Annotated in this window: 11 protein-coding genes and 3 tRNA genes; 1 reads left to right on the top strand and 13 read right to left on the bottom strand. The window is 36.8% G+C overall.

Annotated features, from left to right (window positions below):
• Positions 1 to 16 precede the first annotated feature (16 nt).
• The 4 genes from ACECE_RS0223605 to ACECE_RS0223590 form a co-directional block, all read right to left on the bottom strand.
• Positions 17 to 457 carry a MarR family winged helix-turn-helix transcriptional regulator gene (locus ACECE_RS0223605; RefSeq protein WP_010251823.1) on the bottom strand — a complete coding sequence of 147 codons (441 nt, stop codon included), beginning with the start codon at positions 455 to 457 and terminating at the stop codon, positions 17 to 19.
• 364 nt (positions 458 to 821) lie between these two features.
• Positions 822 to 897, bottom strand: a tRNA-Lys gene (locus ACECE_RS0223600).
• 3 nt (positions 898 to 900) lie between these two features.
• Positions 901 to 977, bottom strand: a tRNA-Gln gene (locus tag ACECE_RS0223595).
• A gap of 3 nt (positions 978 to 980) precedes the next feature.
• Positions 981 to 1,057 (bottom strand) — tRNA-His (locus ACECE_RS0223590).
• A gap of 349 nt (positions 1,058 to 1,406) precedes the next feature.
• Between ACECE_RS0223590 and ACECE_RS0223585 the strand changes: the two genes are divergently transcribed.
• Positions 1,407 to 1,613 carry a hypothetical protein gene (locus ACECE_RS0223585; protein WP_010251820.1) on the top strand — a complete coding sequence of 69 codons (207 nt, stop codon included), beginning with the start codon at positions 1,407 to 1,409 and terminating at the stop codon, positions 1,611 to 1,613.
• Between the two features lie 61 nt (positions 1,614 to 1,674).
• Here ACECE_RS0223585 and ACECE_RS0223580 read toward each other — a convergent pair whose 3' ends face one another.
• From ACECE_RS0223580 to nifK, 9 genes are all read right to left on the bottom strand, one after another.
• A complete protein-coding gene (locus ACECE_RS0223580) occupies positions 1,675 to 3,597 on the bottom strand; it encodes an NAD(+) synthase (protein WP_010251817.1) in 1,923 nt (640 codons plus the stop codon).
• 96 nt (positions 3,598 to 3,693) lie between these two features.
• A complete protein-coding gene (locus tag ACECE_RS28740) occupies positions 3,694 to 4,512 on the bottom strand; it encodes a beta/alpha barrel domain-containing protein (RefSeq protein ID WP_010251814.1) in 819 nt (272 codons plus the stop codon).
• A gap of 15 nt (positions 4,513 to 4,527) precedes the next feature.
• The gene (locus ACECE_RS0223570) at positions 4,528 to 5,577 is read right to left on the bottom strand and encodes a homocitrate synthase/isopropylmalate synthase family protein (protein WP_010251812.1); all 1,050 of its coding nucleotides are present in this window, start codon (positions 5,575 to 5,577) and stop codon (positions 4,528 to 4,530) included.
• A 4-nt stretch (positions 5,578 to 5,581) separates the two neighbouring features.
• Positions 5,582 to 6,466, bottom strand: coding sequence for an ABC transporter permease (locus ACECE_RS0223565; RefSeq protein WP_010251810.1), 885 nt, complete (start codon positions 6,464 to 6,466; stop codon positions 5,582 to 5,584).
• A 31-nt stretch (positions 6,467 to 6,497) separates the two neighbouring features.
• Positions 6,498 to 7,298, bottom strand: a complete 801-nt coding sequence (gene modA / locus ACECE_RS0223560) for a molybdate ABC transporter substrate-binding protein (protein ID WP_010251808.1) — start codon at positions 7,296 to 7,298, stop codon at positions 6,498 to 6,500.
• Between the two features lie 38 nt (positions 7,299 to 7,336).
• Positions 7,337 to 7,648 carry a 2Fe-2S ferredoxin gene (locus tag ACECE_RS0223555; protein ID WP_010251806.1) on the bottom strand — a complete coding sequence of 104 codons (312 nt, stop codon included), beginning with the start codon at positions 7,646 to 7,648 and terminating at the stop codon, positions 7,337 to 7,339.
• Positions 7,649 to 7,656: 8 nt separating this feature from the next.
• Positions 7,657 to 10,344, bottom strand: coding sequence for a nitrogenase cofactor biosynthesis protein NifB (gene nifB / locus ACECE_RS0223550; protein ID WP_010251804.1), 2,688 nt, complete (start codon positions 10,342 to 10,344; stop codon positions 7,657 to 7,659).
• 1 nt (position 10,345) lies between these two features.
• The gene (gene nifE / locus ACECE_RS0223545; protein WP_026073977.1) at positions 10,346 to 11,701 is read right to left on the bottom strand and encodes a nitrogenase iron-molybdenum cofactor biosynthesis protein NifE; all 1,356 of its coding nucleotides are present in this window, start codon (positions 11,699 to 11,701) and stop codon (positions 10,346 to 10,348) included.
• A gap of 173 nt (positions 11,702 to 11,874) precedes the next feature.
• Positions 11,875 to 13,236 carry a nitrogenase molybdenum-iron protein subunit beta gene (gene nifK / locus ACECE_RS0223540; RefSeq protein WP_010251796.1) on the bottom strand — a complete coding sequence of 454 codons (1,362 nt, stop codon included), beginning with the start codon at positions 13,234 to 13,236 and terminating at the stop codon, positions 11,875 to 11,877.
• Position 13,237 lies beyond the last annotated feature (1 nt).

Here is a 13,237-nt window from a genome sequence, read left to right as displayed (position 1 = left end):
AATCTATTTAATTCCGCTATACCTTTCCTTGCTTGTGAGCGGAATTCACTAAAATCTCAAGAACTGTCTTGATATTCTGTACCATTTCAGAATCAAATTCTTTTAGCATATTATCAACATAAGTTGAATACCTCTCCATGATACCTGTTATTACTTCAGTGCCTTTTTCTTTTACCTTAACACAGCATACACGCCCATCATCCGGGGAAGTCATACGAGAAATATAACCTTTAGCTTCAATACGATCAATAATTTTACTCGCCCCACTTTTAGTAAAGTTCAAAGCATTACCTACTTCTTGAATCGTAATATTTTCCCTCTCATATATCTTTTTTAGTGCCATAAACTCAACCAGAGACAGGTCACCACAACATTCTCCATTAAATCCATGACTACCAAAGTGCCAGGATATTTCTTGGATAAGGTTATAAATATCTTTGATGTTCTTATTACTCATTACTCACCTTCTTTAATAAATTTAGTTTCCAACGTCAACTATTATATTCGCTTCACAATTATATGTTCCTATTTATTAAGTGCGATATAAGATAAATTATATTGTACCTGCGATGTTTTTAAAGGTATTAATTTAATTGGCGAGTGAAAAATAATTTATATCAGACCGCCACTTTATCAGCGAAATATATTTTATGGAGAATAACTTATGATTGATCAGTATAAAATTTTTCTACAGCAACAGGATAAGAGCTCCCACTACCCAATGTATTGTATAATAACCCAGGAATTTAGGGAGTAAAAAAATCATAGTATCTATTTCTACACACATAAAAATACCTGCAACCTTACGGTTACAGGTACTTTGGTGAGCCATCCGCGACTCGAACGCGGGACACCTTGATTAAAAGTCAAGTGCTCTGCCAACTGAGCTAATGGCCCGTATGGCAGGGATGGCAGGACTCGAACCTACGAAATGCCAGAGTCAAAGTCTGGTGCCTTACCGACTTGGCTACATCCCTACGTGGGGTGAATGATGGGGGTCGAACCCACGGCCTCCAGAGCCACAATCTGGCGCTCTAACCAACTGAGCTACATCCACCACATTTATGCCCCTTAAAAAAGGCACAACGCTATTTTAAGATAGATAGAGCTAAAAGTCAAGCACATTTTTCAAAAATATTTAATGTATTTTATGGTATCACATGTTTAGTTAAATAACGTTTACACTTTTTAACTAAGCAGTACAATCCTGTATCATATTTAGAGATATTTTAACCTAAATCCTTACATTTTATACTATTATTGAATTATGGATAAAAAGCGCCACTTTCTTGTAAAAAATAAACTTGCAATAAAATACAAAATAATGTAAAATAATCTTCGGTAATGCCGATATATAATATTGTGTTATTAATTATTTACTATACTAACGATAAATGGTGATAAATATGTTAAATGTTATTCTTGCATTAATACTTGGAACACTAATTGGATTAATACTAGGATTATTAGTCGGGATTGTTGGAACAATGCTTGGTTTGCGTGCGCTAAATATACTAAAAAGAAAAGAACTTCAAAAGAAAAAAATGGATGAAGAAAACAAATTAGCCAAAGATATTAACTTTTTATATTCTAAATTCAAGGATGTAGGTTAATAAGAATCCAACTAAAAACAAAAGAGACCTCAAATGGGTCTCTTTTATTATTTTTACATCGTCAGTCAAGCTCCCTAAGCCATACATTTGCTTCGGCATCACTAGGCATACGCCAGTCACCTCTTGGTGATAGACTTATCGTTCCCACTTTAGGCCCATCTGGAAGACATGATCTTTTAAACTGTTGGATAAAAAATCTCTTTATAAAAATCTTTAACCAATGTTTAATCTCCTCATTTGAATACTTGCTATCAAAAGCTTTTTCTGCAAGATACACAATCTTTTTTGGTGAAGCACCGTATCTTATCATATGATACAGAAAGAAGTCATGAAGCTCATATGGCCCGACAATATCCTCTGTTTTTTGATTAATTTCCCCTTCTGCACTTGGTGGAAGCAACTCAGGTGAAATCGGAGTGTCAAGTATTCTGTCTAAAATCTCCTTAACATTCTTATCAACCATATTTTCAGCAACCCACTTAACAAGGAACTTAACCAGTGTCTTTGGAATACTGCAGTTTACCGAGTACATGGACATATGATCTCCATTATAGGTGCACCATCCCAAAGCAAGCTCTGAAAGATCACCTGTTCCTATAACCAGACCTCCAAGCTTGTTGGCAAGATCCATAAGAATCTGTGTACGCTCTCTTGCCTGAACATTTTCATAAGTAACATCATGTATATTTGCATCATGGCCAATGTCCTTAAAATGCTGAAGGCATGCATCGTTAATATTTATTTCCCTTATATTGACATTCATAGCCTTCATAAGTTCCATAGCATTGGTGTACGTAGCGTTAGTTGTTCCAAATCCAGGCATCGTAATTGCGATAATATTATCCGCCGGTATTCCCAGGAGTTCATAGGTCTTAGCAGTAACAAGCAGAGCCAAAGTAGAATCCAAGCCTCCTGAAATACCGATAACAGCATGTTTTAGTCCTGTATGCTTAATCCTTTTTGCGAGGGCACTGGTCTGGATAGAAAAGATTTCTTTACACCTAACATCCCTGTTGCCTGTATCAGAAGGCACAAAAGGATGCGGCGGTACATGTCTTACAAGTGCAAGCGACTGGCTTTCACTTTGTTCAAAGAGAATCCTCCTGTACTTTTTCTCTACAACGCCTTCCATAAAACTTGTATTCTTTCTCCTGTCATTTATCAGCTTTTGAATATCTATCTCTGAATAGATAAGCTGTTCATCATCTACAAATCTTTGAGACTCAGAGAGAATAGAACCATACTCCGAAATTAAAGCGTGGCCTCCAAAAACTACATCCGTTGTAGACTCATTAGTGTTTGAAGAGGTATACACATAGCCGGCTATACACCTTGCAGACTGCTGTCTCACAAGCTCCCGTCTATATTCATATTTACCAATCAATTCATTGCTTGCAGAAGTATTAAAAACAAGAGTTGAACCATACATGCACTGGTATGAGCTTGGGGGAATGGGAACCCACAAATCCTCGCATATCTCTATACCAAAACACAAATCACTATTTTCCCTGTTTTCGAAAAGAATATCTACCCCAAAAGGTACATTGTGTCCACAAATATTGATAGTATCAGATAATGCTTTATTTCCAGTTGCAAACCATCTCTCTTCATAAAACTCACTGTAATTTGGAATAAACGTTTTTGGTACTGCTCCAAGGATCTTGCCTGATTGAATTACAACAGCACAATTGAATAACTGATTGTTAAGACTAAGCGGTATTCCAATTATCGCAACCAAATCCGTGTTTTTCGTATTTTCCAGTATATTTTCCAGCTGTTTTGAAGCTTCCTTTAAAAGTGCATCCTGATGAAACAGATCACCACAGCTGTAAGCAGTTATGCAAAGCTCCGGGAAAACCAAAAACTTTACATATTCCTTATCTGCTTTTTTAATTAATTCAACTATCTGAGCTGCATTGTACTCGCAATTTGCTACTTTGAGCTTTGGAACTGCAGCACCTACCCTTACAAAACCATATTTCATATCATCACCCGAATATATTAGAATCTTAAATATAAAACAAGTTTAACATATCCGTACAATTTTCACAAAAAAATATTTATAGGTATAATTTTATTATCAACTAACAAACTCTACCGCTTTGACCATACCCAAAAAGCTTTTTTGAACCCTGGCTACTTTTTTTAAATTTATATCACTGCAAAATCCGTGAATAGCTTTTGCTGCAGTTACAAACTTCAAATAGTCACAATTCCCTGCCCTTTCGCCAATACCTCCCAATGTGCAGTCAACATATAATGCTCCTGCCTTTACAGCTGAAATTGAGTTTGATACAGCCATGCCAAGGTCGTTATGGGCATGAATTTCCAATTCAATGCTGCTAAACTGGCGCTTTATTCTAATCATTTGGTTATATATGCCCTGCCGGTAGAGAACTCCAACAGTATCGGCATATCTTATCCTCTTAATTCCCATTGCACATGCCACTCCAATAATTCTCATCAAAAACTCCGGATCCGCTCTTGATGCATCTTCCAATCCAATTGTCACTTCATAACCTTTATCCTTTGCAAAGGATATACATCTTTTCATATTCTCTTCTACCCAAATTCTGTTCTTTTGCAATTTTTTATTTATCTGAATATCTGATGACGGAATCGAAATATGTATTATGTCAGGCGTGCAATCTATGGAGTCCTTGATATCGTTTATGTTCATCCTGTTCCATGCAGATATTCTGCTTTTTAAACCAAGCTCCATTAATTTCATGATATAATTCTTTTCATCCCCACCCATAGCAGGAATACCTGCCTCAATCTGATAGGTCCCGATATTACTTAACATTTTAGCTATATAAATCTTTTCAGATGAACGAAAAGCTATTCCAGGCCTTTGCTCACCGTCCCTAAGTGTAGTATCTACAATATTTATTTTCATAAGCATCTCATCCCCTTATCTGCTAAACTCCGAACTCCTATAGATATCCAGTATTTCTTCATCAAATAGGTCCCTTTTGCATTGTGTACTCTTTTCCCGAATGGATTTGAGTATTTTTGCAACATCGTCAATTTTGCAGATAATCCCCAACTCCTTAAGCTTCTTTTGTACAGCTCTTTTTCCTGAATGCTTTCCAATGGTCAATACTCTTTTTAAGCCTACCAATGAAGGATCGAAAGGTTCATAGGTTATAGGATTTTTTTCAATTCCATCTGCATGTATACCTGCCTGATAATTAAATATTCCCTTTCCAACAACCGGTTTATTATCCGGAATTCTTATTCCTGCAATTGATGTAAAATATTCTGCAACCTCAGGCAGTTTACTCAAGTCAAGCTTTAAATCTACCTTAAGTAATACTTTTACAGCAGCCAGCACTTCTTCGAGTGCAGCAAATCCGTTGTTTTGACCATATCCCAAAAATGATACCGTAATTGAGTCCATTCCATTCATAACTCCTTCTACACACAAAGCAGTAGCATTGTAAAACATATTTCTAGGGCATATATTAATGCTTTTATTGAGTACTTTTTTCATTTCCTTTACCTTTGAAATCCACAGTGGAGAAAAAAGCAAATCCATCCCGGTCAGTCTCACTTCATCTATCATACCTAAGCAACATAGCTTTCTAACTTTTTTTATCTGTCCAAGTCTTTCAATATCGACCTCAACCATTATTTTTATGCCCTGGTTTTTAAGACTATCAACTATATCATCAGTCAATAACTCTTCAGTCAAAACACAACTTTTTACGCTGCTGATGATGCACTTAGAAACATCTTCTTTCGACCTTATCCTCAATAAAAAATCCAAACCAATCGGAAGCTTTGGAATTGATCTCAAAAACTCAGTATCTATCTCAATTAAGTCAACGCCAATATCCTTCAGCATCCAACAAAAATAAATTATCTCAAGCCTCTTTAAACTGCCCTTTTTCGATAGAATTTCAGGAATAGTTCTATCAATTACAGTAACCTTATTATTCTTTCCTAAAGACAATGCCATAAAATTACACCTCATCTTTCAATAAAGAATTAACAGTCCAAAGCATAACAAAAGATATAATAAATAATACTACCGATACCGATGCTGCCAGCTTTATATCAGTTTGCATAAGTGTATAAATCTGCAAAGGCATAGTACGGGTTTTACAAAAAACATTACCAGCAAACATAATTGTTGCTCCAAACTCTCCTAATGCCCTTGTCCATGATACAACAAGCCCGGCAATCACATTTTTCTTCAGCATGGGTATTATAACCCTAAAAAAAGTCTCAGCCTTGCCCGCTCCAAAAACATATGACGCTTCGTATATCTCAGGGCAAACGCCATCAACCCCGTTTTTCAAAACCTGAATATAGAAAGTTGACGATACAAAGAACTGTGCTAAAATAACTGCTGTTGGAGTAAAAACCACTTCAATATTAAACTTCGCTAAAAACATTCCCAGCATACCATTTCTTCCAAAGCTTAATAAAAGGCCAATACCTGCTACTGCTGGAGGAAGAACTGATGGCAAGCTTACAATGATACCTGAAACTTTTTTAAAAAAGTTGTTCTTTGTACATGAAAGATAATATACAACAGGTGTACCAAAAATAAATGTAAGAAATAATGATACTAAAGTAGTCAAGAAACTCAACTTAAGTGCAAAAATATTTTCCGTACATGTTATTGCCTCAATCAGGCTAACCACACCAGTTACTTTCAATAGCGAAAATATAGGTAAAATTATCAGTGTAAAGTATATCAATACGGCAATTGCAGCAAAACTCAGGAGTAAAGAATCCGTACTGAAGAAGTACTTTTTTTTCGAGATGGTTTTATTGAGGATTGTTCTTTCAAACTTTTGATTTCTATTTAGTTCTATAGTCTCTACTCCTGTCTTTTGCATATTATCACCTCCTCTAGCTAACATTAATCAACTAATCAGTTATAAACTTGTATTTTTTCAGAATATCCTTACCCTCTTTAGAGATGAGAAAGTTATAGAACTTTTGCACCTCTGTATTTTTCTCAGAATTCTTCAAAATTGCCAAAGGATAATCTGCTTCACACTTTGAAAAAGCATCCAAATCTATCTCCTCAAGCTTACCCTCATTTCCCTTTGTTATATCACTTTTATAAACGACTCCAAAATCAACTTCTCCAAGGAGTACTTTGCTTAACACATCTTTTACATTTAGCTCTCTAGTTTTGATATTTGAGTCTATCTTAGCTTTTATGCCAGGTGATATTAATCCATCTTCTACACTACTGTCCAATACTTTTTGCCAGTAACTGCCAACAGGAACACTCTTATCACCCACTGCCAAGCTAATACCATCATTCGATAGATCCTTCAAATCTTCCACAGAAAAAGTGCTGTTCATATTTTTCACAAGTATCAGTCTGTTTCGCAGAAATACTTTATATTGATTTATAAAACCCTCGTCTCTCAGTTCGTCCATATACTTTAGGTTTGCACTAACAAATATGTCAGCTTTCCCGCCATTTTCAAGTGAGGTTTTAAGAGCTTGACTTCCTGCAAAATTCAAGTTGATTTTGATGCTTTCATTGTTCATTTCATATACACTTTTTATTTCTTCAAAGCTTTCAGTAAGACTTGATGCTGCGAATACAGTTATCTCTTGTTTATCCTCTTTATCAGGCGAGGTCCCACTTTCCAGAAACACCCATAGCAGAAGTCCAACAGTTAAAGCTGCCAGAACAACAATTTTCTTCATTTCAACCCCTCCTCCCCCAATAACAAAATACGCACAAACTACTTTATCTCGAGTCTTTCTACCTTTTTACCATTTATAAAATGCAACTCAACAATCTCAGAAACATCATCAGGTGTAACCTCCTTATACCAAACACCTTCAGGGTAAACTACAACTACTGGTCCTGAACTGCAAATACCAAAACAACCAGTGTTTGTCACCATAACCTCATCCGTCAGTTCATTCGCTTCTATTTCTTCCATAAATCTTTGAATAATGGATACTGCATCTTTAGAAAAACAGTATCCCTTCTGCTGTCCATTAATTCTTGAACTTGTGCACACAAATACATGATACTTTGGCTTTCTCATAACTAAATTCACCCCTTAATCTCTTCTCTATTCTGACTAAGCTCTTTTACAGCATACCGTATTCCTTCTTCTATAGTCCCACAAGTCTGGAATACCTTTATCCCCACATCTTCAAGCTTTTTCTGAGGATTGTATCCAATTCTCAAGGTCACAACTCCATCACAATCAGCTATTGTGTTGATAATCCTCTCAATTTTTGATTCTTCATTTTCACAGTCGTCTGAACCGTTGCAGTATTTACTTACACTTCTCTTTTCTAAAAAACTAATTGAGTTAAGCCAGTAACTAAAAATATAAAATTCTCCAACATGGCCAAAGTGCTGATCAATATACATCCCTGAACTAGTTGCGACTGCAAAAGTATACGGCTTGGAAATTTCCTTTTTAGCCTCTGCTTGTGAGCTCATGCAACTGTTGCTCCTTCTGAATTCCGGTGATACATCCTGATCCAAAGTACCTATCGCGTCCGCCCTGCATTGTTTACAGTGGTACATCTGTTTGATATGTTCACCGCACTTTTTTCTTAATTCATTGAGTTCTTTATTATTTGTCTGCTGCATATCCTCAAAAGCACTTCCTTCAGCAGGAATAAGCGGCATTATATTGGTTATAAAGGCACCATTTTCCTTTACCTTTTTTACAACTTCCTCAATATGCTCATCATTAATCCCCTTAATCATAACTATATTAACCTTGCAGACCACTCCTCTTTCAGAAAGATATCTAAGTCCTGAAAGCTGATTTCTTATAAGAATTTCAGCACCTTGTACCCCTGAAAGCTTTTTGCCTCTAAAATTTATATACTTGTATATTTTAGCACCAATTTCAGGATCAATTGCATTAATTGTAATGGTCACATGTGATACTCCTGACTCAATGATGTCATCGGCATAATACGGAAGCATCAAGCCGTTAGTTGAAAGACAAATAATTATCTCAGGGTCTTCACCTTTAATAAGCTCTATTGATTTTTTTGTATTTTCAAAATTTGCAAGTGCATCACCCGGTCCTGCTATTCCAACTACTTTCAGGTTACCCAACTTTTCTTTTACTTTAAGGAACTTTACCCGTGCCTCTTCAGGCGACAGGACTTCGCTCGTAACCCCTGGACGGCTTTCATTCTGACAATCATATTTTCTGTTGCAGTAGTTGCACTGAATATTACAGGCTGGTGCTACAGGTATGTGCATTCTTGCGATTTTGCAGGCACCGCCTGAATAACAAGGATGTTCTGCTGTTTTTGCTGTATTTTGAAGCTTTCTTTCTTTATCATTATTAATCTCGCTTTTAATTAAATCTGTGGAAGTCACAGCACTCACATCCTTTCCCTTAAAGTAGTTGTTGTACATATTTTCTCTATAATTAGAATACTTGACCTCAAGAAGTGTATTTGTAATGTTGTCCAGCAATTCTAATGAACCATTATATCCCGTGATAACTTTCCTCTGTCCCCCAACCCTGTCATGTACCGGGAACCCAACTCTTACCAACGGAATGCCCTCTTTTTCAGTTATTACCTTTCCGTCGGAATTTCCCAATAATATATTTGCATTAAGCTTAACTGCATAGTCTCTAATCGTATCAAAATTCGTATCATCCAAAACTGTTGGGTTTTCTCCATTACAAGCTTTTCCTATTAGTTCTTTTAGCTTTTTATTTTCTGCTCCTGTTGATATGAGAACCGGCTTTATACCGTTTTCCATGCAAAGCATTCCCATTGCATAACTTAATTCAGGTTCCCCAAAGATAACAGCCCGACCTTCTGCATTAAACTTGTGCGAATCAATCATACCGTCTACAAGTCTACCCCTTTGTTCTTTAAGATCCTTTGGAACCTCTTTTCCCGAAATTTTTTCAAGTATTTCCAAAAAAGCATCTGTACTAGAGATTCCAACAGGCATAGCACATTTGTATAGAGGAATATCAAACTTTTTCTTAAGCAATTCGCCCACTGATGCTTCCTCTGAAACAGTCAACCCGATTTCAATAGTTGCAGCTGCTCCCCCCATTTTTACAATATCGGAGACTTTCGTTCCTCCCTTCGGAATTCTTCTATACTCCTTCTCGTAAGGTGCATCTAAAGTATTTGAAACATCAGGAAGCAAAATATAATCTATTCCAAAACTCTCCAACATTTTCTTTACATTTCTTATATCCCCCGGATTCATACTGCATGTTACAACATTAACTTTATTATTGGCTTTACTGTCTGTACACAATTCCTTTACAATACTTAACAGTGCTGCATTATAGCCTTCGGAATTTGTACCTCCATAACCCGGTGTGGATATGGGAACAATCTTAACTTTGTCAATATTTACTTCCCTCTTGCTTTCTTCCTCCGTATAAAACTCCTGTACAATCCTTTTAATATCCTCTCCAATTGTCTCAGCAAGACATGTAGTTGCTACCCCTATAACATCAGGATCATAAAGTTTTATAACATTTGCAAGACCCTTTTTCAGATTGCTTGCTCCACCATATACAGTTCCCTCTTCATTTAGCGAAGACGATGCCACATCTATAGGTTCATTAAAGTGGCTCGACATATGACGTCTTATATAAGTGCTGCATCCTTGAGAACCATGCAGCACAAACATGCTGTTTTCGATACCTTTAAAGGCCATTACCGCTCCTAATGGCATACACATTTTACACGGATTTATATTTAAGTTTACAAAGTTTCTGTTTTCCACTTTAATCACCCCCTTGGCGTATTACGTTCCATACTGGACTATTTATTGACATATCAACCTCTTTTGCGAAGTTTAAAGCCCCCTCAAAACCGCATAGCGGATGCTTCCTTTCATGATTATGATCACAAAATGCTATTCCCAGTTTATATGCCAAAGGCCTTTCCTTGACTCCCCCCACAAGGATATCCGCACCCTTTTCCATCATAAACTTTTCAAGCTCTGCAGGATTCGCATCATCCAATATTACCGTTCCATCATCCGCCATACTTCTTAAAACTTCGTACTCCTCAGGCCTACCAGTCTGTGTCCCAACCATTACAGTCTTCATTCCGATGGCATTAAACTGCTTTATTAGTGAAATCGCTTTAAACCCACCGCCAACATAAATTGCAGCTTTTTTCCCCTCAAGTCTTTTCCTATAATAATCCAGCAACGGTTCCACCTTACTCTTTTCTTCACTAATCAACTGTTTTGCTTTTTCTATAGCCTCTTTACCTCCAACCGCTTCTGCAACTCTCATAATAGAAATACTTGTGTCTTCAATTCCAAAGAAACTAACCTTTACAAACGGAATATTGTACTTTTTCTCCATTTCCTTTGCAAGATAAGTCATAGAACCTGCACATTGAACTATATTAAGAGATGCCTCCGGTGCTTTTACTATTTCCTTATAACGTCCATCCCCTGTGATCTTGGCTAAAATATTAACCCCAATTTTCTTTAAGTATTCTGTCACAATCCACATTTCACCGGCAAGATTAAAATCACCAAGAATATTTATACCGTTACTCTTTTTTTGTGCGTCATTTTCTTCCATAACCTTAAGTAATGCGTGGCAGGCCGCCTTATACCCCATTGACTTATTTCCTGCAAACCCGCTTGACTTCACAGGTATAACACGGATTTTATATTTTTCTTCTGCCTTTTTACAAACGGCATCAATATCGTCACCAATAACACCAACTATACATGTTGCATAAACAAAAATCAGTTTGGGTGAGTACTTCTCATATATTTCATCAATGGCCAAAGCCAGCTTTTTTTCTCCTCCAAAAACCACATCATGTTCCCTAAGATCTGTCGAAAAACTGTTCCTATAACTTTCAGGGCCACTTGAAAGGCTTCCTCTTATATCCCACGTATAACTTGCACAGCCTATTGGTCCATGCACTATATGAAAAGCATCGGTAATAGGATTTAATACAACCCTTGCACCACAGTATACACAGGCCCTCTGACTAACGCTTCCAGCCACACTGTCTTTTTCACATTTCACATTTCCGCTTTTATCCTTTGATTTAAAACAGATAAAGTCTTTTCTTTCTTCAAGAACTCCACTTTGAACTTTATTTGACATATTGATCATACCTTTCATCCTCCAGGGCTTTCCATAAATGCATTAGGAAAACCCTAAGAGGTTTATATAAAGAAGCCCCATCCCGAAAACCAGTCCCCTGGATAAAAAACCAATTTTCATTTACAGCCACCATTGGAGTGTAAAACAGATGGAGCTAAGGATTAAACAAATTACTACATTATAAGTTCAACATCTTCATCAGCAGAATCTCTTTCTTTTCTGTCAAGCAAGGTATTACTTATCATTTCTATCAGCCTTAAAGCTCCCTTATAGCCAACGACAGGCATATAAGAATGTACACTTCTATCTAATATAGGAAAACCTACACGTACAAAAGGGATATCCTCAGCTCTGGCAATATACTTTCCATGAGTATTACCAATGATAAGATCTACAGGCTCTTCCTTAATCCATTGATGCAAAGTAAACAGGTCACCTGCTGCTTTAACTTTGCCCTCCACCTGAGCATCTCTAAGCATTGCATTAACTTCCTTTTCAAAGAACTCACCAGGAGTTCCTGTCAATACATATTTAGGAATCATTCCAAGACTTAATACAAACTCAGTAAGTGCAATTACCAGGTCAGGATCGCCATGAATAGCTACCTTTTTGCCATGATAATGATAATGGCAGTCAACCATTACATCCACAACCTGACCTCTCTCTTCCTCCAATTCATAGGGTATTTCCATTCCAGTAATTCTTGACAACTCCATTAAGAACTTATCTGTAGCCTCAATGCCAATTGGAGTTTTTAGAACACTTGAAGGCACTTTACATTTTTTATCCAATTCATATGATGCATCTGCTGAGGCAAAGCTTCCTAATGCAATTGTTGCTTTTGAATTACCAGCATCTATCAGATCCTCAATTTTTGTACCACCCTTTGGGTACATCTCATACTTGCCTGTTATAGCCGTATCCAAAACTCCACTTGTATCCGGGAACATTATATACTCTATCCCCATAGCCTTCATAAGCCTCTTCATCTCCCGCATATCGGAAGGATTTACAAATCCCGGTATAACATTTATCTTACCATTAGGCTCTCCACTATTTTTTGACAGGTATTTCACCATACCTTTTACCATATTTGAAAAGCCTGTGATATGAGATCCAACATAACTTGGTGTATTTGCGTGTATTACATATTTCCCTTCTGGAACTTGTGCATCTATTACGAATGCAGGTATATCATCTCCAATTGTCTCTGAGAGACATGTTGTATGAATTGCAATAATATCCGGGTTATATATTGAAAATACATTCTTTATTGCGGTTTTTAAGTTTGTGCCACCACCAAAAACAGCTGCTCCTTCAGTAAACGAACTTGTGGACGCCATTACAGGATCTCTGAAATTCCTGGTTAAAAGCTTTCTGTGATATGCACAACACCCTTGTGAGCCATGGCTGTGTGGAAGGCACTTATGTATTCCCAGTGCTGCATACATTGCTCCAACTGGCTGACATGTTTTCGCAGGATTTATAACCAAACCTTTCCTATCAACATATTCTTTAGGTGTAAAATCTAACATT

The sequence above is a fragment of the Acetivibrio cellulolyticus CD2 genome, from assembly GCF_000179595.2.
Classification (GTDB): domain Bacteria; phylum Bacillota; class Clostridia; order Acetivibrionales; family Acetivibrionaceae; genus Acetivibrio; species Acetivibrio cellulolyticus.
Note: the sequence above shows the minus strand (reverse complement) of the source record. Positions and strands in the feature narration are given on the sequence as shown.

Excerpts from the sequence above, each read along its gene's own strand:
- ACECE_RS0223570 (WP_010251812.1), bottom strand. The coding sequence starts at position 5,577 with ATGGCATTGTCTTTAGGAAAGAATAATAAGGTTACTGTAATTGATAGA.
- ACECE_RS0223605 (WP_010251823.1), bottom strand. The coding sequence starts at position 457 with ATGAGTAATAAGAACATCAAAGATATTTATAACCTTATCCAAGAAATA.
- ACECE_RS0223580 (WP_010251817.1), bottom strand. The coding sequence starts at position 3,597 with ATGAAATATGGTTTTGTAAGGGTAGGTGCTGCAGTTCCAAAGCTCAAA.
- nifK (WP_010251796.1), bottom strand. The coding sequence starts at position 13,236 with ATGTTAGATTTTACACCTAAAGAATATGTTGATAGGAAAGGTTTGGTT.
- ACECE_RS28740 (WP_010251814.1), bottom strand. The coding sequence starts at position 4,512 with ATGAAAATAAATATTGTAGATACTACACTTAGGGACGGTGAGCAAAGG.
- ACECE_RS0223585 (WP_010251820.1), top strand. The coding sequence starts at position 1,407 with ATGTTAAATGTTATTCTTGCATTAATACTTGGAACACTAATTGGATTA.
- nifE (WP_026073977.1), bottom strand. The coding sequence starts at position 11,701 with ATGTCAAATAAAGTTCAAAGTGGAGTTCTTGAAGAAAGAAAAGACTTT.
- ACECE_RS0223555 (WP_010251806.1), bottom strand. The coding sequence starts at position 7,648 with ATGAGAAAGCCAAAGTATCATGTATTTGTGTGCACAAGTTCAAGAATT.
- modA (WP_010251808.1), bottom strand. The coding sequence starts at position 7,298 with ATGAAGAAAATTGTTGTTCTGGCAGCTTTAACTGTTGGACTTCTGCTA.
- ACECE_RS0223565 (WP_010251810.1), bottom strand. The coding sequence starts at position 6,466 with ATGCAAAAGACAGGAGTAGAGACTATAGAACTAAATAGAAATCAAAAG.